At 71.7% G+C, this 21,044-nt stretch carries 23 protein-coding genes; 6 read left to right on the forward strand and 17 right to left on the reverse strand.

Going from position 1 to position 21,044, the window contains the following annotated elements; all coding sequences use genetic code 11:
- Positions 1–16: 16 nt before the first annotated feature.
- From mutM to PD653B2_RS04675, 8 genes are all read right to left on the reverse strand, one after another.
- Positions 17–979 (reverse strand): bifunctional DNA-formamidopyrimidine glycosylase/DNA-(apurinic or apyrimidinic site) lyase, encoded by a 963-nt coding sequence (gene mutM / locus PD653B2_RS04640; protein WP_085871164.1) that lies wholly within the window; start codon positions 977–979, stop codon positions 17–19.
- A gap of 11 nt (positions 980–990) precedes the next feature.
- Entirely contained in the window at positions 991–1,734 is a 744-nt protein-coding gene (gene rnc, locus PD653B2_RS04645) for a ribonuclease III (RefSeq protein WP_414689150.1), read from the reverse strand.
- A 14-nt stretch (positions 1,735–1,748) separates the two neighbouring features.
- Positions 1,749–1,934 (reverse strand): 50S ribosomal protein L32, encoded by a 186-nt coding sequence (gene rpmF / locus PD653B2_RS04650; RefSeq protein WP_085871165.1) that lies wholly within the window; start codon positions 1,932–1,934, stop codon positions 1,749–1,751.
- Between the two features lie 45 nt (positions 1,935–1,979).
- Positions 1,980–2,534 carry a YceD family protein gene (locus tag PD653B2_RS04655; RefSeq protein WP_085871166.1) on the reverse strand — a complete coding sequence of 185 codons (555 nt, stop codon included), beginning with the start codon at positions 2,532–2,534 and terminating at the stop codon, positions 1,980–1,982.
- A gap of 78 nt (positions 2,535–2,612) precedes the next feature.
- Complete coding sequence (gene coaD, locus PD653B2_RS04660; RefSeq protein ID WP_085871167.1) at positions 2,613–3,107, reverse strand: pantetheine-phosphate adenylyltransferase; 495 nt, start codon at positions 3,105–3,107, stop codon at positions 2,613–2,615.
- 10 nt (positions 3,108–3,117) lie between these two features.
- Positions 3,118–3,690, reverse strand: a complete 573-nt coding sequence (gene rsmD, locus PD653B2_RS04665; RefSeq protein ID WP_085871168.1) for a 16S rRNA (guanine(966)-N(2))-methyltransferase RsmD — start codon at positions 3,688–3,690, stop codon at positions 3,118–3,120.
- Between the two features lie 55 nt (positions 3,691–3,745).
- Positions 3,746–5,983, reverse strand: coding sequence for an ATP-dependent DNA helicase RecG (locus PD653B2_RS04670; protein WP_085871216.1), 2,238 nt, complete (start codon positions 5,981–5,983; stop codon positions 3,746–3,748).
- A 6-nt stretch (positions 5,984–5,989) separates the two neighbouring features.
- Positions 5,990–7,657: a DAK2 domain-containing protein gene (locus PD653B2_RS04675; protein WP_085871169.1), complete on the reverse strand. Its 1,668-nt coding sequence runs from the start codon at positions 7,655–7,657 to the stop codon at positions 5,990–5,992.
- 152 nt (positions 7,658–7,809) lie between these two features.
- On the opposite strand from PD653B2_RS04675, the gene rpmB reads away from it, so the two are divergent.
- A complete protein-coding gene (gene rpmB, locus PD653B2_RS04680; RefSeq protein ID WP_011756723.1) occupies positions 7,810–7,995 on the forward strand; it encodes a 50S ribosomal protein L28 in 186 nt (61 codons plus the stop codon).
- Positions 7,996–8,193: 198 nt separating this feature from the next.
- On the opposite strand, the gene PD653B2_RS04685 is transcribed toward rpmB, so the two are convergent.
- Positions 8,194–9,156 (reverse strand): thiamine-phosphate kinase, encoded by a 963-nt coding sequence (locus PD653B2_RS04685; protein WP_085871170.1) that lies wholly within the window; start codon positions 9,154–9,156, stop codon positions 8,194–8,196.
- 120 nt (positions 9,157–9,276) lie between these two features.
- On the opposite strand from PD653B2_RS04685, the gene PD653B2_RS04690 reads away from it, so the two are divergent.
- Positions 9,277–9,513 (forward strand): Lrp/AsnC family transcriptional regulator, encoded by a 237-nt coding sequence (locus tag PD653B2_RS04690; protein ID WP_028645383.1) that lies wholly within the window; start codon positions 9,277–9,279, stop codon positions 9,511–9,513.
- Entirely contained in the window at positions 9,514–10,032 is a 519-nt protein-coding gene (locus PD653B2_RS04695) for a DUF3515 domain-containing protein (RefSeq protein ID WP_085871171.1), read from the forward strand.
- Between the two features lies 1 nt (position 10,033).
- On the opposite strand, the gene PD653B2_RS04700 is transcribed toward PD653B2_RS04695, so the two are convergent.
- Positions 10,034–11,167 carry a D-alanine--D-alanine ligase family protein gene (locus PD653B2_RS04700; RefSeq protein WP_085871217.1) on the reverse strand — a complete coding sequence of 378 codons (1,134 nt, stop codon included), beginning with the start codon at positions 11,165–11,167 and terminating at the stop codon, positions 10,034–10,036.
- 31 nt (positions 11,168–11,198) lie between these two features.
- Here PD653B2_RS04700 and PD653B2_RS04705 point away from each other — a divergent pair, with 31 nt between their 5' ends.
- Complete coding sequence (locus PD653B2_RS04705; protein ID WP_085871172.1) at positions 11,199–12,266, forward strand: trans-sulfuration enzyme family protein; 1,068 nt, start codon at positions 11,199–11,201, stop codon at positions 12,264–12,266.
- A gap of 138 nt (positions 12,267–12,404) precedes the next feature.
- On the opposite strand, the gene PD653B2_RS04710 is transcribed toward PD653B2_RS04705, so the two are convergent.
- Entirely contained in the window at positions 12,405–13,409 is a 1,005-nt protein-coding gene (locus PD653B2_RS04710; RefSeq protein WP_085871173.1) for an NAD(P)H-dependent glycerol-3-phosphate dehydrogenase, read from the reverse strand.
- Positions 13,406–14,188 carry a lysophospholipid acyltransferase family protein gene (locus PD653B2_RS04715; protein ID WP_085871174.1) on the reverse strand — a complete coding sequence of 261 codons (783 nt, stop codon included), beginning with the start codon at positions 14,186–14,188 and terminating at the stop codon, positions 13,406–13,408. The genes PD653B2_RS04710 and PD653B2_RS04715 overlap by 4 nt, the downstream gene beginning before the upstream one ends.
- Positions 14,189–14,279: 91 nt before the next feature.
- On the opposite strand from PD653B2_RS04715, the gene cofC reads away from it, so the two are divergent.
- Positions 14,280–14,906 (forward strand): 2-phospho-L-lactate guanylyltransferase, encoded by a 627-nt coding sequence (gene cofC, locus PD653B2_RS04720; RefSeq protein ID WP_085871175.1) that lies wholly within the window; start codon positions 14,280–14,282, stop codon positions 14,904–14,906.
- Positions 14,907–14,956: 50 nt separating this feature from the next.
- Here the strand turns inward: cofC and PD653B2_RS04725 are convergent, their stop codons facing one another.
- The 3 genes from PD653B2_RS04725 to leuC all read right to left on the reverse strand — a co-directional run bounded on the left by PD653B2_RS04725 (position 14,957) and on the right by leuC (position 17,916).
- Positions 14,957–15,616 carry an HU family DNA-binding protein gene (locus PD653B2_RS04725; RefSeq protein ID WP_085871176.1) on the reverse strand — a complete coding sequence of 220 codons (660 nt, stop codon included), beginning with the start codon at positions 15,614–15,616 and terminating at the stop codon, positions 14,957–14,959.
- 264 nt (positions 15,617–15,880) lie between these two features.
- Positions 15,881–16,489: a 3-isopropylmalate dehydratase small subunit gene (gene leuD, locus PD653B2_RS04730; protein ID WP_085871177.1), complete on the reverse strand. Its 609-nt coding sequence runs from the start codon at positions 16,487–16,489 to the stop codon at positions 15,881–15,883.
- 2 nt (positions 16,490–16,491) lie between these two features.
- Positions 16,492–17,916 carry a 3-isopropylmalate dehydratase large subunit gene (leuC, locus tag PD653B2_RS04735; protein WP_085871178.1) on the reverse strand — a complete coding sequence of 475 codons (1,425 nt, stop codon included), beginning with the start codon at positions 17,914–17,916 and terminating at the stop codon, positions 16,492–16,494.
- A gap of 113 nt (positions 17,917–18,029) precedes the next feature.
- Between leuC and PD653B2_RS04740 the strand changes: the two genes are divergently transcribed.
- Entirely contained in the window at positions 18,030–18,752 is a 723-nt protein-coding gene (locus tag PD653B2_RS04740; protein WP_085871179.1) for an IclR family transcriptional regulator, read from the forward strand.
- Between the two features lie 172 nt (positions 18,753–18,924).
- Here the strand turns inward: PD653B2_RS04740 and PD653B2_RS04745 are convergent, their stop codons facing one another.
- Both PD653B2_RS04745 and PD653B2_RS04750 read right to left on the reverse strand, forming a co-directional pair.
- Complete coding sequence (locus PD653B2_RS04745) at positions 18,925–19,404, reverse strand: methylated-DNA--[protein]-cysteine S-methyltransferase (protein WP_085871180.1); 480 nt, start codon at positions 19,402–19,404, stop codon at positions 18,925–18,927.
- Between the two features lies 1 nt (position 19,405).
- On the reverse strand, positions 19,406–20,917 hold the full coding sequence (locus PD653B2_RS04750; RefSeq protein ID WP_085871181.1) for a DNA-3-methyladenine glycosylase 2: 1,512 nt from the start codon (positions 20,915–20,917) through the stop codon (positions 19,406–19,408).
- Positions 20,918–21,044: the final 127 nt, after the last annotated feature.

The following is a 21,044-nucleotide window of genomic DNA, read 5'->3' on the forward strand; positions in this document are numbered from 1 at the left end:
CCCGAGGCCGCACGGGTCAATCCGCGACGGGCAAAGTCCGAGCGCGGGAACCGAGCGTGCGGGGTCCCCGCTCGGTCGGGGTGACCCGCCGCTTCCGCGGCGCCGGCTGGCAGACCGGGCAGAAGTACGACGAGCGGTTCATGAAGGCGATCCGCCGGATCGGGGCGCCGCACCGCTCGCACGGCTCGCCCTCGCGCCCGTAGGCGAGCAGGGAACGGTCGAAGTAGCCCGACTGCCCGTTGACGTTGACGTACAGCGCGTCGAAGGACGTGCCGCCCTCGCCGAGGGCCGCGACCATCACCTCGCGGGCGTGCCGGAGCAGCTCGCGCACCTGGGTGGCGGTCAGCCGCTCCCCCGGCCGGTCGCCGTGGACCTGCGCACGCCAGAGCGCCTCGTCGGCGTAGATGTTGCCGACGCCCGAGATCAGGTTCTGGTCGAGCAGCTGGCGCTTCACCCCCGAGCTGCGCTTGCGGACCTTGCGGACGAACGCGTCGTCGTCGAACTCCGGGTCGAGCGGGTCGCGGGCGATGTGCGCGATCTCGGACGGCAGCTCGGCACCGCCGGCGGAGACCGACAGGCCGCCGAACATCCGCTGGTCGACGAAGCGCATCTCCATGTCCTGAGTGGGTGAGGGACGAGCCGTATCGAAGGGGCGTCCCTCGTCGGCGCCCTCGAGGGAGAAGCGGACGCGCAGGTGCCGCTCGTCGGGAGCGGCGGCCGGCTGCACCAGGATTTGGCCGCTCATCCCGAGGTGGCCCAGCAGGGCGTCGCCGCTGTCGAGCGGCAGCCAGAGGTACTTCCCGCGCCGGCGGGCCGCCTCGATGCGGCGGCCGGTCAGCACCTCCACGAAACCCAGGGGACCGCGCAGGTCACGGCGGACGGGCCGCGGGTGCAGCACGTCGACCCGGGTGATGGTCGCACCCACGACGTGGCGCTCCAGCCCGGCGCGGACGACCTCGACCTCGGGGAGCTCAGGCAACGGCCCGGCCCTCAGTGCTTGCGGAAGGCGATCTCGGCGACCACGCCGATGGCGGGGTCCTCGACACCGAGGCGGGTGGCGATCTCGCCGTACGCCGTCTCCGCGGCGGCCTGCTCGGCCTCCTTCTTGGAGCGGCCGACACCGTTGCCGTAGAGGGCGTCACCCACCCGCACCTGGGCGGTGAAGGTCTTCTGGTGGTCGGGGCCGTCGTCCTCGATGACGTACTCGGGGACGCCGAGGCCGTGCTCGGCGGACAGCTCCTGGAGCGAGGTCTTCCAGTCGAGCCCGGCCCCGAGGGCCGAGGCGGCCTCGATGAGCGGGTCGAAGAGGCGGTGCACGACGACCGCGGAGGTCTGGAAGCCACCGCCGGACAGGTGCACGGCGCCGATGACGGCCTCGACGGTGTCGGACAGGATCGACGCCTTGTGGCGCCCGCCGGTCGACTCCTCGCCGCGGCCGAGCTTCACGTGGTCGCCGACGCCGATGGTGCGACCCACCTCGGCCAGCGCCCGGGCGTTGACCACCGCGGCGCGGAGCTTGGCCAGCCGGCCCTCGGAGAGGTCCGGGTGGGTCAGGTAGAGGGTCTCGGTGACGACCACGCCGAGAACGGAGTCACCGAGGAACTCGAGACGCTCGTTGGTCGGCAGCCCACCGTTCTCGTAGGCGAACGACCGGTGCGTCAGGGCGCGCTCGAGGAGCTCGGGTTCCAGGATCGGATCCCCGAGCGCGGCGCGCAGTTCCGGGTAGTTGGTCAGCGGACCGGGTGTGGTCAGAGGACCTGACGACGGTCGGCGCGCGCACCGTACTGACCGCACGTACCGCACGCACGGTGCGGCAGGTGCTTGGCACCGCAGGCGGGGTTCGCGCAGGTCACCAGGGTCGGGGCGACGGCCTTCCAGGCCGAACGACGGTGACGGGTGTTGCTGCGCGACATCTTCCGCTTCGGGACAGCCACTGTTTTCTCCTCTACCGGGACCGGGGATCCGGCCGTACCTGTGGACTACTCGGGTGCTTCGGGGTCTTGCTTGAGCTCGGCCAGCCCCGCCCAACGCGGGTCGATCGGCTCCTCGTGCGTGTGGTCGGGGTCGTCGGCCAGGCGTGCACCACACTCGATGCACAGTCCCGGACAGTCGTCCTCGCACAGTGGCTGGAACGGCAGTGCGAGCACCACCGCGTCCCGCAGCAGGGGCTCGAGGTCGACCAGGTCTCCCTCGAGCGTGCTGACCTCGTCGTCCTCGTCGTGGGGGGTCTGGTGCTCGGTGTAGACGAACAGCTCCTGGAACCGGGCCTCGATCTCGTCGTGGATCGGCTCCAGGCACCGCACGCACTCGCCGTCGAGCCCGGCCTGCGCCGTACCCGTGACCAGAACCCCCTCCATGACCGCTTCCAGCCGCAGATCGAGTTCGACCGGCGAGCCTTCCGGGACACGGAGGACTTCGATGCCCAGATCTGCCGGTGCCGGAACCGTCAGTGTCACCTGTCGCTGGGACCCCGGGCGGCGGCCGAGCTCGCGGGTGTCGAGCACGAGCGGCGCTCTCGGGTCCAGGCTGCTCAGGTTTCTACTTCCACTTCAGGCACAAACAGATCAGCGAGAAGCGTACCGGCGCGGGACCGGCGGGACCAAATGGCAGGGTCACGAGCCCGGCGAGGCGTGCTCGGCCAGCCGAGCGACGAGCCGGGCGTGGACGCTGCCCGGCACGAGCGCGGACACGTCGCCACCGAGCGAGGCGACCTCCTTGACCAGGCTCGAGGACACGTAGCCCAGCGCGGCGTTGGTCGGCACGAAGACGGTCTCGACCCCGGTCAGGTGGGCGTTCATCTGGGCCATCGGCAGCTCGTACTCGTAGTCGTTGCCGCCCCGCAGGCCCTTGACGATCGCCTGGGCGCCGATCTCGCGGCAGAAGTCGACGATCAGCCCGGAGAAGCCCATCACCGTGACGTTCGGGAGGTCCGCACAGACCTCGCGCAGCATCTGCAGGCGCTCCTCGGGGTCGAAGAGACGCGACTTCGACGGGTTGGTCCCGGTCGCGACCACCAGCTCGTCGAAGAGCCCGGCGGCCCGACGGAGGATGTCGAGGTGACCGTTTGTCACCGGGTCGAACGATCCGGGGCACACGGCGCGGGTCATGGCGTGGAGGCTACCGCTTCTCGGGATCGGCCACGGCGTACCAGAGCGTCGTCTCGCCGTACCGCTTGGACCGACTGGCCGCCAGACCCTCCGGCCAGGTCGGCTCCGGGCTGCGCGAGGAGCGCTCGACGACGACCATCGCGCCGGGCACCAGCCAGCTGTGCCGGTCGAGCGCCGCCAGGTCGGCGGCGAGGGCGTCGTCACCGAGCGGGTACGGCGGGTCGAGGAACACCACGTCGTACGGCGCACTGGGCGGGCGGCGCAGCGTGGGCGCGACCGGTCCGGACACCACGTGGGCGCGGGCGAACCCGATCGAGCGGGCGTTCTCGGAGATCAGGGCGGCGGTCCTGCGGTCGTGCTCGACCAGCGTCACGACCCCCGCGCCCCGCGACCAGGCCTCGAGGCCGACCGCGCCGGAGCCGGCGTACAGGTCGAGGAAGCGCAGCCCGTGGAGCGACCCGCACCACGACTCGATGGCCGAGAAGAGCGCCTCGCGCACCCGGTCGCTGGTGGGCCGGGTGGTGGCGCCGCGCGGGGTGGCGAGGCGGCGGCCGCCTGCGGCCCCTCCGATGATGCGGGTCATGCTCTTTCGAGGTCCCCGGGCGAAGCGGAGCCACGAGAGCATTCGTCTGGGGTGATCACGATTTCTCCATGTAGTCGGACTGCACGGACCGCTCCAGGGCGGCCACCTCGACCGCCAGGTCGGGTGCGTGAGCGAGGTCGGCGTCGGCCTCGAGGAGCGCGACGGCGGCGGCCCGGGCCTCGACGATGGTCTTCTCGTCGCGCAGGACGCGCAGGTTCTGCAGGCCGGAGCGGAAGCCGGACTGCGACGCGCCGAGCACGTCGCCCTCGCGGCGCTGCTCGAGGTCGACCCGGCTCAGCTCGAAGCCGTCCGTGGTCGAGGCCACCGCGTCGAGCCGGTCGCGGGCCGGCGAACCGACCTCGCCGTGGGAGACGAGCAGGCAGATGCCGGGGTGTCCGCCTCGGCCGACGCGGCCCCGCAGCTGGTGGAGCTGGGAGACGCCGAAGCGGTCGGCGTCGAGGAGCACCATCGCGGTCGCGTTGGCGACGTCGACACCGACCTCGATCACGGTCGTGGAGACGAGGACGTCGATCTCGCCGGCGGCGAAGGCGCGCATCACCCGGTCCTTGTCGTCCGCGGCCATCCTGCCGTGCAGCTTCTCGACACGCAGGCCGTGCAACGGGCCGTTGACGAGCTGGACGGCGACCTCCTCCACGGCGCTGAGCGCGTCGGAGGGGCGGTCGGTGGCGACCACGTTGCCGTCCTCGTCGACGTCCACCTGGTCGGTCTCGCCCTGCTCCTGCTCGTCGCCCGAGATCCGTGGGCACACGACGTAGGCCTGGTGGCCCTTCTCGACCTCCTCGCGGACCCGCTGCCAGACCCGGCCCATCCAGTGGGGTTGGTCGGCGAGGGGGACGACGTTCGTCTGGATCGGGGCGCGGCCGGCCGGGAGCTCGGTCAGCGTCGAGACCTCGAGGTCGCCGAAGATCGTCATCGCGACGGTCCGCGGGATCGGGGTCGCCGTCATCACGAGCACGTGCGGCGGGCTGCCGGCCTTGTCGGTGAGCGCGGCGCGCTGCTCGACGCCGAAGCGGTGCTGCTCGTCGACGACGACCAGGCCGAGGTCGGCGAAGATCACCGTCTCCTCGAGCAGGGCGTGGGTGCCGATCACGATGCCGGCCTCCCCCGTCGCGAGCCGCGACATCGGACCGGTGCGCTGGGCCTTGGTCATCGAGCCGGTCAGCAGCTCGACGTTCGTCGCGTCGGCGGCGCCGCCGAGCATGCCGCCCGAGGCGAGGTCACCGAGCATCGCCGTGATCGAGCGGTGGTGCTGCTGGGCGAGCACCTCGGTCGGCGCGAGCAGCGCGGCCTGGCCGCCGGAGTCGACGACGCGCAGCATCGCCCGGAGCGCGACCAGCGTCTTGCCGGAGCCGACCTCGCCCTGGAGCAGCCGGTTCATCGGGTGCGGCTGGGCGAGGTCGTCGTCGATCTGCGCGCCGATCTCGCGCTGCCCGGCGGTGAGCTCGAACGGCAGCCGAGCGTCGAACGCCGCGACCAGGCCGCCCTGGTCGCCGGTGCGTGCCCGGGCGCCGAGCTCGCGCACGGCACGGCGCCTCCGGGCGAGCACGAGCTGGGTGACCAGGGCCTCCTCGAACCGGAAGCGGCGCTGGGCCCGGCTGATCTCGGAGTAGTCGTGAGGAGAGTGGATCCACTCGAGCGCACGGCGGACGTCGAGGAGCTCGTACTCCGTGCGCACCGGCACCGGGAGCACGTCGGGGATGTCGTCGATGACGGTCAGGGCGAACGCCACGGCGCGCTGGATGTCCCACGAGTCGACGCCCTTGGTCAGCGGGTAGATCGGGTAGAAGTCGCCCATCGTGTCGAGGGACAGCTGGGCGGCGTCCTCCTCGGCGGTGCCGAAGAGCACCATCTGCGGGTTCGTGAGCTGCCAGTCGTCGCGGAACCTGCCGACCTTGCCGAGGAAGATGCCGCGGCGGCCGACCCGCAGGCGACCGGCGTTCCAGGTGGCCATGCCCTGGTTCTTGGCGAAGAACGACATCCGCAGCGAGGGGCCGTCGGTCCTGAGCACGGTGTCGAGCCGGTACGCCGGCCTGCCGGTGCGCCGGTCCTTGTAGGTGTGGACGTCGCTCTTGACGACCTCGCCGACCACGGTCAGCACCTGGCCGTCCTCGAGGTCGGCGACCTGGGTCAGCTCACCGGTCTTCACGTAGCGCCGCGGGAAGTGGTGGAGCAGGTCGTCGACGGTGCGCAGGCCGAGCTTGTCGACGATCGCCTCGCGCTTCTTCTTGTGCTCGCCGAGGACCGTCGCCACCGGCGAGTCGAGACTGATCATGGGCACCTACTCCACGGACATCAGGAGCGGGTAGCGCTCCTGGCCACCGTCGTACACCACGACGTCGACAGCCGGGTGGTGCTCCTCGACGTAGCCGGCGCAGCGAGTCGCCAGCGACCCCTCCGGATCGCCGTGCCCGCCGACGATCGTGACGAGCTCGCCGCCACCGCCGAGGAGCCGGTCGAGCACGTCGGTCGCGACGTCGTACAAATCCTGCCCGACGACCGCGAAGTCGCCCGCGATCACGCCGAGCACGTCGCCGGGCTCGCACGGCCCGGCCATCGTCATCGCCTGCTTCGCGGCCACGGTGACCGCGCCCTGACGGGCATGGCGCGCGGTGGCGGTCATCTCGAGGACGTCCTGGTCGAAGCTGCGGCCGGGCTCGTGCACGGCGATCGCCGCGAGGCCGGTCACCTGGGCCTGGGTGGGGATCACGGCCACCCGGACCGCGTCGCCCAGGTCGGCCTCGGCCGTGCGGGCGGCGATCTGGGCAACCCGCACGGAGTCGTGGTCGTTGGGCAGCACGATCACCTCGGCCGCACCGCAGCCCGTGATCGCCTCGAGGAGCTGGCCGGTGGAGGGTCGGTGGCCGGGGCCCCCGGGGACGACCACGGCGCCCGCCTCCTCGAAGAGCAGCCGGAGCCCCGGCCCGGCGGCCACCGCCACGATCCGGCGTCCGGTGCGCGCGTTGGCCCGCTGGCGGGTCTCGGCCACCTGTTCGGCGAAGTGGGTGACGCGGACCCGGTAGGGGCGGCCCGCCTCGATCCCGGCCTCGATGGCGGCACCGACGTCGTCGACGTGGACGTGGACGTTCCAGAGCCCCTCTCCCCCGACGACGACCAGCGAGTCGCCGAGCGGGCCGAGGGTGGAGCGCAGCCCCGGGATGGCGTCGTCCTGGGCGTCGAGGAGGTACATCACCTCGTACGAAGGTCCGTCCGGGGTGAGATCGCCGGAGGCCACCGGTGCCGCGTGCGGGATGGGGATCTGGTGGCTGCCGATCGGCGCGGTGACCGGCACCGGGCGCCGACCCGTCAGCACGGTCTCGGCCGCGTCGAGGATCACGCTCAGACCGCGTCCACCGGCATCGACGACGCCGGCGTCCGCGAGCGCCTGCAGCTGCTCCGGCGTACGGGCCAGGGCCTCCCGGGCCGCGGCCGCCGCCACGGTGAACACGTCCCGGGCCCGGACCCCCGGGTCCTTGGCCGCTGCGGCGGCCGCCTCGGAGGCGGCCCGGCTCACGGTGAGCATGGTGCCCTCGACCGGGGTCCCGACCGCGGCGTAGCTGGCGTCGGTCGCCTGGACGAGGGCGTCGGCCATCACCAGCGCGTTGCGCTCGTCCGGGGCGGAGCGCGAGATCCGGCGGGCGATCGCGCCGAGCATCTCGCTGAGGATCACGCCCGAGTTGCCCCGGGCCCCGAGCAGGGCGCCGCGGCTGAAGGCGGCGAGCGCCGTACCCAGGTCGGCGTCGGGGTCACCGCCGCCGGACGCCTCGCGCACGGCGTCGCGGGCGGCCGAGACGGTGAGGTACATGTTCGTGCCGGTGTCGCCGTCGGGCACGGGATAGACGTTGAGGGCGTCGATCTCCTCGCGGGCCTCCGCGAGGGCGTCCGTCGCGATGTCCACGAACCGCAGCACGACCCCGAGCGTGATGGTGCCGCTCCGGGGTGTCTCCATCGACGTCCTCGCCTGCTTCAGGGGGAGAATGAGTGCCACACGGTAGTGCGTCGCGCACGATTTTCACCTCACCGGGGGCATCGGATACTCTTGTGCGGTTGCCCGCCAGCGCGGGCCCCTCGTTCACAACCTCGATCGTTCAGGAGTACACGGTGGCTGCCGTCTGCGACATCTGCGCCAAGAAGCCCGGCTTCGGCAACAACCGGCCCTGGTCGCGCAAGATCACGAAGCGTCGCTTCGACCCCAACATCCAGCGCGTCCGCGCGACCGTCAACGGCACCCCGAAGCGCCTCAACGTGTGCACCGGCTGCCTCAAGGCCGGCAAGGTCACCCGCTGACATAGCACGAAGGCAGGCCCCCGAAAGCGCTCTGTGCTCTCGGGGGCCTTCTGCTGTGTCACGTGAGAAGCCGAGTCGGCGCCAGTTTCCCCGGGTTCGCGGTCGAGTCGGCGCCAGTTTCCCCGGGTTTCGCGGTCGAGTCGGCGCTGTCGCGGGTGCCTGTGACCTGAAATCCCAACCCGGCAGGCTGGACGGTCTCTAGAAGTGCGTCCAGCCCGCAGGGCCGTCGTACTCCGCACCGTCCACCGTGACGCCCTCCCCCTCGGTGACCTCGCCGACCACCGACCAGCCCTCGGGCACCGAGGCGGTGTCGGGGAAGGTCGCGAGCAGGGCGTGGTCGTCGCCGCCGCCGAGCATGAACTGGAGCGGGTCGGCGTTGAGCGCGGCGCCGACGGCGTGCAGCGGCTCGGGGACGTCGAACGCCGACGGGTGGATGTCGATCGCGACGGCCGAGTCCTCGGCGAGGTGGCCGGCATCGGCAACCAGGCCGTCCGACACGTCGATCATCGCCGTCGCGCCCGCGGCGGCGGCGACCGGTCCGGCGGCGTACGGCGGCTCCGGGCGACGGTAGGCCTCGACCAGGACCCGCGGGGAGCGGAACCCCCGCCCGAGCACCGCGAGCCCGCCGGCGGCCCAGCCCTGGCGCCCGCAGATCGCGAGTACGTCGCCCGGGCGGGCTCCGGAGCGGACGACCGGCTGCTGCGTGCACACACCCAGCACGGTCACCGCGATCACGATCTCGTCGGCCCGGGTCAGGTCTCCGCCCACGACGCTCGCGCCGACCAGCGCGCACTCCTCGGCGAAACCGCGGGCGAAGTCGAGCGCCCAGACCACAGGCAGGTCCGGCGGCGCAGCCAGCCCGATGGTGAGCGACGTGGCGCGACCACCCATCGCGTTGACGTCCGAGATGTTCTGGGCGGCCGCCCGATGCCCGACGTCGGAGGCCGAGGACCAGTCGCGGCGGAAGTGCCGCCCCTCGACCATCAGGTCGGTGGAGACGACGACGTGACCGGTCTTGATCCGCAGCACCGCCGCGTCGTCGCCCGGCCCGATCAGCACGTCCTCCCCCTGGGGGAAGAGATCGAGGAGGGCCGAGATCAGGCCGAACTCGCCGGCGTCGGCGAGCGTGGCGTCGGGCGGGAGCGGCTGCGGGTCGGACATGGACCCATCCCACCAGATGCGAACGTCCGCGGTGGTGACCACCTACCGACACGCGACTACTGCACGGTAGGTTGGCTTGGTCACATGCCCGCAGTACCCCTAGATCGCAGGGAGAGTTCGATGGTCGTCCAGGCGTACATCCTGATTCAGACCGATGTCGGCAAGGCCGCCGAGGTGGCCACCGCCATCGCGCAGGTCAAGGGCGTGACCCTCGCCGAGGACGTCACCGGCCCGTACGACGTGATCGTCCGAGCCGAGGCCCGCAACGTCGACGAGCTCGGCAAGCTCGTGGTCTCGAAGGTGCAGAACCTCGACGGCATCACGCGCACCCTCACCTGCCCGGTCGTGCACATCTGAGTGACGTCCTCACCGCGTCTCCGACGCCCCGGGTCCGCACGGACGCGGGGCGTCGTCGCGTGCGCCGCCGTACTCCTTGCGGCCGGGTGCAGCTCGGGCCCCGCCGAGATCGACGCCCCGCGCCTCTCTGCGGCCGACGCCCAGGCTTGCAAGGACTTCGTGGCCGACCTGCCGTCGACCGTGGCCGGCGAGAAGGCCCACGAGATCACGGGTGACACCGCGTACGGCGCGGCCTGGGGTGACCCGGCGATCGTGCTGACCTGCGGCGTCGACGAGCCCACCGACTTCACCGAGACCTCGACCTGCGTGCAGGCCGACGGCGTGGGCTGGTTCGTGCCGGACGCGGTGCTGCTGTCCGACGACGACTCCCTCGACGTGACCATGACCGCCGTCGGCTACCGGCCGCGGGTGCAGGTGTTCCTGCCGGGCGACTACCGGCCGGAGGGGTTCGCAGCGGCGGCCGCCGAGATCGGCGACGTCGTCGGCCGGGACCTCGAGAAGGTCCAGTCCTGCAAGTAGCTCAGCGCAGGCCGGTGTCGCGCGCGAGCGCCAGCTGGATCAACCGGTCCACGAGCGCCGGGTAGTCGACCCCGGACGCCGCCCACATCTGCGGGTACATCGACGTCGGCGTGAAGCCGGGCATCGTGTTGATCTCGTTGACCACCAGGCTGCCGTCGGGGAAGACGAAGAAGTCGACCCGCGCCAGGCCCTCGCAGCCGACGGCCTCGAAGGCCCGGGCCGCCAGGTCGCGCAGCGAGGCCGCGACCCCCTCGGGCAGGTCGGCGGGGATGACGATCTCGGTGTGCTCGCCGGGCAGGTACTTGGCGGCGAAGTCGTAGAACTCGTGGTCGCCGCCGACCCGCAGCTCGGCGGGCAGGCTCGTCTCCGGGGTGCCGTCGAGCGCCTGGAGGACCCCGCACTCGACCTCGCGGGCGCCCTCGGCGGCCGCCTCGATCAGCACCTTCGGGTCCTCGCGGAGCGCGAGCTCGACGGCCTCGTCGAGCTCGGAGGCGTCGTGGGCCTTCGAGATGCCGATGCTGGAGCCGCCCCGGGCGGGCTTGACGAAGAGCGGGTAGCCGATCCGGGCCGCATGCTCGCGGCAGGCCTGCGCGTCGCGCTCCCACTCGCGGGCGGTGACCGTGACCGAGGGCATGACCGGGAGTCCGGCCGCCGCCAGCACGACCTTCATGTAGGCCTTGTCCATGCTCACCGCGGAGGCGAGCACGCCGGCCCCGACGTAGCGGACCCCGGCCATCTCGAACATGCCCTGGATGGTGCCGTCCTCACCCCACGGGCCGTGCAGCAGCGGGAAGACGACGTCGACCTCGCCGAGGGTGCGCGGCGGCTGCGCCGGCTCGGTGACGACGAGGTCGGTCGACGAGCGGTCGGGAGCGAGCGCGATGCTCGCGCGGTCGCCGTCGACGGCGGGCAGCTCGTCGGGTCCGCCGATGCGCAGCCGCTCCGGGTCGCCGGACTCGAGCACCCAGCGGCCGTCGCGGGCGATGCCGATCGGGACCACGTCGTACGCGTCGCGGTCGATCGCAGCGAGCACGCTGCCCGCCGTCACGCAGGAGATCGCGTGCTCGCTGGACCGGCCGCCGAACACGACGGCGACACGGGGCTTGCGGGGTGACCGATCAGGTGCGGAGTTCATCGCCACGACCCTATCCGTCTAGGTTGCTGGCATGACCGAGGACCTGCGGCCCGCCACCATCGCCGTCACGGCCGGCCGGCCGCCCCACGAGCCGGACCAGCCGCTCAACCACCCGATCACCATGGCCGCGACGTACGTCGCCGGCGGTGACCTCGAGTACGGCCGGTACGGCAACCCGACCTGGACCGCGCTCGAGGACGTCCTCGGGGCGCTGGAGGGCGGCCGCTGCCTGACCTTCGCCTCCGGCCTGGCCGCGGTCGCGACCGTGCTCGACCTGGTCGGGCAGGGCGCCACGGTGGTGGCGCCCGCGCACTCCTACACCGGGACCCTCCTCCAGCTCGCCGACCTCGAGGCACGCGGCCGGATCAAGACCCGACTCGTCGACATCACCGACACCGCGGCCGTCGTCGAAGCCTGCGACGACGCGGCCATCGTGTGGTTCGAGTCGCCCACCAACCCGGCGCTCGAGCTCGCCGACATCCCGGCGATCGCGGCCGCCGCCCACGAGGCCGGCGCGTACGTCGTCGTCGACAACACCTTCGCCACTCCCCTGCTGCAGCAGCCGCTCGCGCTCGGCGCCGACATCGTCGTGCACTCGGCGACCAAGTACCTCGCCGGCCACAGCGACGTGCAGATGGGCGCGATCATGACGGCCGACGACACGCTGTACGACGTGCTCAAGGGCCGGCGTGACCTGGTCGGGGCGATCCCCGGTCCGTTCGAGGCCTGGCTGACCCTGCGCGGCGTCCGCACCCTCCACCTGCGGGTCGAGCGCGCGCAGGACAACGCAACAGAGCTGGCCCGCCGACTGGCCGACCACCCGGCCATCGGCGAGGTCCGCTACCCCGGCTTCGGCGGGATCGTCTCGATCGTGCTGGCCCAGGGTGCTCTCGCCGCCGACCTGCTCTGCCACAAGACCGAGCTCTGGATCCACGCCACCTCGCTCGGCGGTGTCGAGTCGACCCTGGAGCGGCGCCGACGCTGGAAGGCCGAGCCGGCCACCATCCCCGACGGCCTCGTCCGGCTGTCGGTCGGCGTCGAGGACGTCGACGACCTGTGGCACGACCTCGAAACGGCGCTCTCGTCGTTGGTCGAGTAGCGAGCGCCAGCGAGGGTATCGAGACCACCGTGAGGCCGACTTCCGTCTTACCGGGTCTCGATACGCTGCATCGCGGCTTCGTTCCTCAGCCGCGTTCGCTACTCGACCACCACCAGATGGCCTGACCTCGTTCCTCGGTCAGTCCGTCTCGGCCTTGGTGTCGCGCGCGATGAAGGCGTCCATCATCTCCTGCGCCGTCATCCGCCCGTCCACCACGGCGTCGACGTGGTGGGCGATCGGGGCGTCGACGCCGTTGCGCTGGGCGAGGGCGAGCAGGGACGCGCAGGACTTCGCACCCTCGGCGACCTGGCGGGTGACCTTGTAGATCTCGTCGGCGGTCATGCCCTGGCCGAGCATCTCGCCGAAGGTCCGGTTGCGCGACAGCGGCGACGAGCAGGTGGCGACCAGGTCACCCAGGCCGGCGAGCCCCATCAGGGTCAGCGGGTTGGCGCCGAGCTTCATCGCGAGCCGCGCGGTCTCGGCGAGCCCGCGGGTGATCACCGACGCGGTCGTGTTGTCGCCGAAGCCCAGGCCGACCGCCATGCCGACCGAGAGCGCCACCACGTTCTTGTAGGCCCCGCCCAGCTCGCAGCCGAGCACGTCGACGCTCGTGTAGGGACGGAACGCCGGGCTGTGGATGCGGTCCTGGAGCATCCGGGCGACCTGCTCGTCGGCACACGCGACGACCGAGGCGGCCGGCTCACGACGGGCGATCTCCTTGGCGAGGTTGGGCCCGCTGACGACGGCGATCCGCTCCGGGCCGGCCCCGGTGACCTCGGCGATCACCTGGCTCATCCGCTCCAGCGTGCCGAGCTCGACGCCCTTCATCAGCGACACCATCAGGGCGTTCGGCTCGATGTACGGCGCCCACTCGGTCAGGTTGACGCGCAGCGACTGCGACGGGGTGGCGAGCACGACGAGGTCGGCGCCGTGGAGTGCCTTCTCGACGTCGTGCGTGGCCGACACCTGGGGCGGCAGCTCGACGCCCGGGAGGTACTCCGGGTTCTCCCGCTGCTCGGTGATCGCGTCGGCGACCTCCTCACGACGAGCCCACAACGTCACCTCGTTGCCGGCGTCGGCCAGCACGATGGAGAAGGCGGTGCCCCACGAGCCTGCACTGAAGATCGCGACCTTGCCGCTCACGAAGCGTCCCTCCCACGAAACCTCTTGTCCGGCTGCCTGTTCGGATTGCCGGTCTCCTTGACGCCCGCACGACGGGGGTCGAACCGCTCCGCGGGAGCCTTCTCACCGCGGATCTCCTCGACGAGCTCCGTGATCGCGGCCATGATCCGGTCCGTCGCCTGCTGGGTCACGGCGGTCGACGCGGGCAGCGCGGCCAGGTCGGCGAGGTCGACCGGGTCGCCGACCCGCATCTCGATCTTCGTACGGGGGAACAGGTGGGGCTTCTTCGAGTACGGCGCGAGGATCCTCTGCGCACCCCACTGGCCCACCGGGATGACCGGGCAGCCCGTCGCGAGGGCGATCCGGGCGGCGCCGGACTTGCCGGTCATCGGCCAACCGTCCGGGTCGCGGGTGATGGTGCCCTCGGGGTAGACGACGACGCACTCACCACCGCGCACCGCCGCGACGGCCGCGTCGTACGCGCCGACCGCGTTCTTGCTCAGGCGCTCGACCGGGATCTGGCCCGCCGCCCGGAGGAAGAACGCGAACGCCTTGTTCTTGAACAGCCCCGACTTCGCGAGGTAGCGCGGCAGCCGGCCGTGGTCGTAGACGATGTGCGCGGCGGTCAGCGGGTCCACGTGGGAGATGTGGTTCAACGCGAGGATGAAGCCGCCGGACTCGGGGATCTTCTCGCCCCCGATCCACTCGTGGGTGGTGGTGGCCAGCAGCAGCGGCTTGATGACGGGGACCGCGAGGTTCCACGCCCACCCCCGCTTCTGCTGAAGCTTTCGTACCGTCACGGACGCAGGCTACTCGGTCGCCGACCCCGGATCCGTCCCACCAGCGGACGCCGCGCCGCACCCGCGGAAGGAGCCTGACAGGATCGTGGCGATGTCCGATCAGCAGTACGCCGTGCTCGTGCCGGTCAAGCCTCCGGCCCGCGCCAAGTCACGCCTCGGGGACGTCGGCGACGAAGCCAGGCGCAGCCTCGCCGAGGCCTTCGCCCAGGACACCGTGGCCGCTTGCCTGGCGGCACCGTCGGTCGCCGTGGTGCTGGTGGTGACCGACGACGTGCGCTTCTCGACAGTGCTGACCGCGCTGGGGTGCGAGGCCGTGCCCGACGGCGTCACCGGCGACCTCAACGGCACCCTGCGCCAGGCCGCGGCCGAGGCTCATCGGCGCTGGCCCCACCTGGTGCCGGTGGCGCTCTGCGCCGACCTCCCCGCCCTGGTGGCCGGCGACCTCGAAGCCACCCTCGCCCGCGTCTCCGGCCCGCACCCGTGGTTCGTGCCGGACGCGGACGGCGTCGGCACGACGCTGTACGCCGCGGCCTACGCGGAGTTCGACCCGCGGTTCGGGCCCGGGTCGCGCGACGCGCACCTCGATGCCGGTGCGCGCGAGCTCGCGGACGTGGCGGCGTCGGTGCGACGCGACGTCGACGACCTCGACGACCTGCGCGAGGCCGTCGCCCTCGGCGTCGGTCCGCGCACGGCGGCCGCCGTACCCACCACGACGTGACGACGGGCCGCCACCCCAGAGGGTGGCGGCCCGTCGACCGAGCTGGTGGGTCAGGCCTTCTTGGCCGGAGCCTTCTTCGCAGGTGCCTTCTTGGCCGGCGCCTTCTTGGCGGCCGGAGCCTTCTTCGCCGGAGCCGCCTTCTTGGCGGGTGCCTTCTTGGCGACGACCTTCTTGGCCGGAGCCTTCTTCGCCGGAGCCGCCTTCTTGGCCGGAGCCTTCTTCGCAGCCGCCTTCTTCGCCGGAGCCGCCTTCTTGGCGGGTGCCGACTTCTTGGCCGGAGCCGACTTCTTCGCCGCTGCCGCCTTCTTGGCCGGCGCCGACTTCTTGGCCGGAGCCGCCTTCTTCGTCGCCGCGGCCGCCGCCTTCTTGGCCGGAGCCGAGGCCTTCTTCGCAGCGGGAGCAGCAGCTGCCAACGTCAGCTTGGGCAGCTTCTTCGCACCCGAGACGACGTTCTTGAGGTCCGCTCCGGCCGAGAACTTCGGCACCGACGTCTTCTTGGCCTTGATCCGCGCACCCGTCTGCGGGTTGCGCACCCAACGTGCCTCGCGGACGCGCTTCTCGAACGAACCGAAACCGGTGATGGCGACCTTCTCGCCCTTCGCAACCTCACGCGTGATCGTGTCCAGCACGGACTCGAGAGCGTGAGCTGCAGCCTTGCGGTTCCCCTCGTATCGAGCCGCGAGCACGTCAATGAACTCTGACTTGTTCACTGTCTTCCCTTCCAATGAACGACAAGTGGTCGAGCTCGTGCTCGACTTTCTTCAACGCACGCTAGGTATTCGTGGCCGTGCTCACAATCACCAAGCGGTGTTTTCGCCCGTCTTTTTCAGACGGGCCGAATGACGAGATCCGGTCAGCGCAGCGGTATTCACGCGATTTCGGCCCCGGGAGCGCTCCGCTCCTCACAAACAAAACGGGCGAATCCCCAAGCCTGCTTGGGGATTCGCCCGTTCTCGCGTTCGCCGAGGGAGCGGTCAGCTCGCGTGGATCGTCGCCGGCTTCCAGCGCGGACGAGTTTGCTCGTACGACGAGATGTCCGCCTCGTTCCCGAGCGTGATGCCGATGTCGTCGAGCCCTTCGAGCAGCCGCCACCGTGTGTAGTCGTCGATGTCGAAGGAGTCCTCGATCGCGTCGACGCCCTCGCCGGCCCGCACCGTGCGCGACTCCAGGTCGACCGTGACGGTCGCACCGGGGTGCTCCTCGAGGTGGTCCCAGAGGCGCTGGACGACCTTCTCGTCGACCTGCGCGGCGACCAGTCCGGCCTTGCCGGAGTTGCCGCGGAAGATGTCGCCGAACCGGGGCGAGATCACGGCCTTGAACCCGTAGTTCTGCAGCGCCCAGACGGCGTGCTCGCGCGACGAGCCGGTGCCGAAGTCGGGACCGGCGACGAGCACCGAGCCGGCGGCGTACGCCTCGTTGTTGAGGACGAAGGTCGGGTCGTTGCGCCAGGCCGCGAACAGCCCGTCCTCGAAGCCGGCGCGGGTCACCCGCTTGAGGTAGACGGCCGGGATGATCTGGTCGGTGTCGACGTTGCTGCGACGCAGCGGGACGCCGACGCCGGTGTGTGTCGTGAACTTGTCCATGGTCAGCTCCCCGTGGAGGTCAGGGCCGGCTCGAGGTCGGCGGGCGATGAGAGGGTGCCGCGGATCGCGGTGGCCGCGGCGACCGGCACCGACACGAGGTGCGTGCGTCCGCCCTTGCCCTGGCGGCCCTCGAAGTTGCGGTTGGAGGTGGAAGCGCTGCGCTCTCCGGGCTCGAGGGTGTCGGGGTTCATGCCCAGGCACATCGAGCAGCCGGCGCCGCGCCACTCGGCTCCGGCCTCCTTGAAGATCACGTCGAGCCCCTCTTCCTGCGCCTGCAGGCGCACGCGTACGGAGCCGGGCACGACGAGCAGGCGGGTGTTGGGGTCGACCTTGTGGCCCTCGAGGATCTCGGCCGCCAGGCGCAGGTCCTCGATGCGGCCGTTGGTGCAGGAGCCGATGAAGACCGTGTCGACCTTGACCTCGCGCATCGGCGTGCCGGCCTCGAGACCCATGTAGCGCAGGGCGTTCTCCGCGGCGATGCGGTCCTGGTCGTCCTCGAACTGCTCGGGGAACGGGACGGCGCCGCCGAGCGGCACGCCCTGTCCGGGGTTGGTGCCCCAGGTGACGAACGGCGTCATCTCGCTGGCGTCGAGGACGATCTCCTCGTCGAAGACGGCGTCGTCGTCGGTGACCAGGCTCTTCCAGTGCGCGACCGCGGCGTCCCAGTCGGCACCCTTCGGCGCCTCGGGGCGGCCCTCGATGTAGTCGAACGTCGTCTGGTCGGGCGCGATGAGGCCGGCCTTGGCGCCCCACTCGATGCTCATGTTGCAGACGGTCATCCGGCCCTCCATCGAGAGCTCCTCGATGGCCTGGCCGCGGTACTCGACGATGTAGCCCTGGCCGCCGCCGGTGCCGGTGTGCGCGATCAGCGTCAGGACCATGTCCTTCGCGGTGACGCCCGGGGGCAGGCTGCCGTTGATGGTCACCGACATGGTCTTCGGCTTGGCCTGCATCAGGGTCTGGGTGGCGAGCACGTGCTCGACCTCGGACGTACCGATGCCGAACGCGATCGCGCCGAACGCGCCGTGCGTGCTGGTGTGGCTGTCGCCGCACACGATCGTCATCCCGGGCTGGGTGAGCCCGAGCTGCGGGCCGATGATGTGGACGATCCCCTGCTCGATGTCGCCGAGCGGGTGCAGGCGCACGCCGAACTCCTCGGTGTTGCGGCGCAGCGTGTCGACCTGGGTCTTCGACACCGGGTCGGCGATCGGCTTGTCCCAGTCGATGGTCGGGACGTTGTGGTCCTCGGTCGCCAGGGTGAGGTCGGGGCGGCGGACGGTGCGCCCGGCGAGCCGGAGTCCGTCGAACGCCTGCGGCGAGGTCACCTCGTGGATGAGGTGGAGGTCGATGTAGAGGAGGTCGGGCTCTCCTTCGTTCGACCGGACGACATGCTCGTCCCAGACCTTCTCGGACAACGTCCTGCCCATGCCACTCTCCCTCGATCCGCGCCGGGGCTCGACACCCTCGGCACCACGTTCCTTCATCCAGGCCACAGACTCTACCGCTTGCATCCCATGATCTGAGACGGCAGTATTGCCATATGGACAACTCTAGCGGAGTAGGCGTCCTCGACAAGGCCGCCCTCGTGCTGACCGCTCTCGAGTCGGGACCGGCCACCCTCGCCGGGCTCGTCGCCGGCACCGGCCTGGCCCGACCCACCGCCCACCGACTCGCCGTCGCCCTCGAGCACCACCGCCTCGTGGCGCGCGACATGCAGGGCCGCTTCGTGCTCGGCCCGCGCCTCGCGGAGCTCTCCGCCGCAGCCGGCGAGGACCGGCTGCTGGCCACCGCCGGACCGGTGCTCGCCCGGCTGCGGGACATCACCGGCGAGTCGGCTCAGCTGTGGCGCCGCCAGGGCGATCACCGCGTGTGCGTCGCCGCGGCCGAGCGGCCCAGCGGCCTGCGCGACACCATCCCGGTCGGCTCCCAGCTCACGATGCGCGCCGGCTCCGCTGCGCAGATCCTCCTCGCGTGGGAGGACCCGGAGCGGATGCACCGCGGCCTCCAGAACGCCGCCTTCTCCGCCGCCGCCCTGTCCGGCATCCGCCGCCGCGGCTGGGCCCAGTCCATCGGCGAGCGCGAGCAGGGCGTCGCCTCGGTCTCCGCGCCGGTGCGCTCTCCCGGCGGCAAGGTGATCGCCGCGGTCTCGGTCTCCGGCCCCCTCGAACGGCTCTCCCGCCAGCCCGGCCGGATGCACGCGCCCGCCGTACTCGCTGCTGCGGAGCGGCTGTCCGAGTCGCTGCGTCGCGCCGCTGCTGAGTAGCGCTGACCCGTCGCTTCTGCACGCCGAAGGAGCGCTGAGCCGTCGTTTCTGCACGCTGACAAGGCACCGATCCGTCGTCACCTTATGACGGGTCAGTGCCGAATCTGCGTGCACAAGCGACGGCTCAGCGCTGATTTCGCGTGCACTTGCGACGGGTCAGCGCAGCGAGCGACTAGAACAGGGCATCCTGCTCGAGCTCGAGGAGGAGCTGCTTGCGGGGCAGTCCCCCGGCATAGCCGGTCAGGGTGCCGTTGGCGCCGATGATCCGGTGGCACGGGATCACGATCGGGATCGGGTTGCGGCCGTTGGCGAGGCCGACCGCGCGGGAGGCCGCGTTGGTCATGCCGAGGCGGCCGGCGATCTGGCCGTACGACGCGGTCTCGCCGAAGCCCACCCCGAGCAGCTCCGCCCACACCCGCTGCTGGAACGCACTGCCCACCGGCGCGAGGGGCAGGTCGAACTCCTTGAGGTCACGGTCGAAGTAGGCACGCAGCTGGCGCACCGCCTCGGCCAGCACCGGGTTGTCGTCGGCACGCGGGCCGAGCGGCCGGCCCTCGGAAGGTCGGTACGGCGAGAACTCGATCGCGGTGATCGCGCCGTTCTGCTCGACGATCCGCAGCTCGTCGATCGGTGAGTCCATCACGGTCCACATGTCAGCTCTCCTTGCCCGGGCCGCTGCCCGGTGTCGTGCTCAGTGTCTGCCACAGGTGCAGCTGCGCGTAGGAGCGCCAGGGCCTCCAACCCTCCGCGAGCTCCGCCGCGCTCGACGGGTCGCGGCCGAGCCCGGCGAGCGCGTCGCGGATGCCGATGTCGGTCGGCAGGAAGACATCGGGGTGCCCGAGCGCACGCAGCGCGATGTAGTCGGCGGTCCAGGGTCCGATGCCCGGGATCTCCAGCAGCGCGCGGCGTACGTCGTTGCGGTCCGGCCCGCGGTCGAGGGCCAGGTCTCCCGAGGCGAGCGCAGCACAGAGCGCGATCAGCGCCCGGCCGCGGGAGCGTGGCATCGGCAGGTCCTCCGGGGCGAGCCCGGCCAGCGTCGCCGCATCGGGGAAGAGGTGGGTCAGCCCCATGACCGGGTGGGCGACCCGGCGGCCGTGGCGCTCGACGAGGCGGGCCGCGACGGTGCGTGCGCCGGCGACGCTGACCTGCTGGCCGAGCACGGCGCGGACCGCGATCTCGTGCCCGTCGACGTGGCCGGGCACGCGCAGCCCCGGAAGCGCGCGGACCAACGGACCGATCACGGGGTCGCCGGCGAACGCGTCGCCCACCGCGAGCGGGTCGCAGTCGGCGTCCAGCATCCGACGCACCCGCTCGGTGGCCGCCGCGGTGTCGCGCAGGTCCTCCAGAGCGAAGGCCGCGGTGACGAACGCGGTCTGCCCGGGCTCGGTGACGTCGGGGATCTCGAGCCGCACCGTGCCGCTGCCGTGGGGCAGGGAGAGCGTCCGGGCGTACCACCCCTCACCTGCTGCCTCGACGCCCGGCACCGCACGGGTCGCGAGGAACCCGAGCAGCGCGTGACCGGCGTACGGCGTGCGTACGGCGAGCCGCATCGTGATGCTGCCGGTGGTCGGCCGGCCGACACCACGGCGCCCGCGCAGGTCGGTGGGCGACGCGGCGTACACCTCGCGGATCGTCTCGTTGAACTGGCGGATGCTCGAGAAGCCGGAGGCGAAGGCGATGTCGGCGTAGGTCAGCTCGGTGGTCTCGATCAGCACCCGCGCGGTCTGCGCGCGCTTCGCGCGGGCCAGTGCGAGCGGGCCGGCGCCGAGCTCGCCGTTGAGGATCCGGGTCAGGTGGCGCGGCGTGTAGCCGACCCGCGCCGCGAGTCCCTCGACGCCCTCGCGGTCGACGACGCCGTCGGCGATCAGCCGCATCGCGCGGCCGGCCGCGGTGGCGGCGACGTCCCAGTCGGGGCTGCCCGGTGTCGCGTCGGGCAGGCAGCGCTTGCAGGCTCGGTAGCCGGCGGCCTGGGCCGACGCGGCGCTCGGGTGGAACGTGACGTTCTGCAACGCCGGCGTCCGCGCCGGGCAGGACGGGCGGCAGTAGATCCCGGTGGTGCGCACGGCCGTGTAGAAGACACCGTCGAAGCGTCGGTCGCGGGACTTCACCGCGCGGTAGCAGGACTCGGCGTCGAGCCGCTCGATGCTGGTGGTCGCCGCGGTCATGGGTCCATCCTGGCCGACGACACCGACCTCATCTGGCGGAAATCGGACACGGCCGTCAGCGTACGGCGCGCGACTGTCACGAAACGCCACGTACGCTGTGCCCTTCGTTGGATCTCGGGAGTCCTGG

The sequence above is a fragment of the Nocardioides sp. PD653-B2 genome, assembly GCF_002117935.1.
Lineage (GTDB): Bacteria > Actinomycetota > Actinomycetes > Propionibacteriales > Nocardioidaceae > Nocardioides.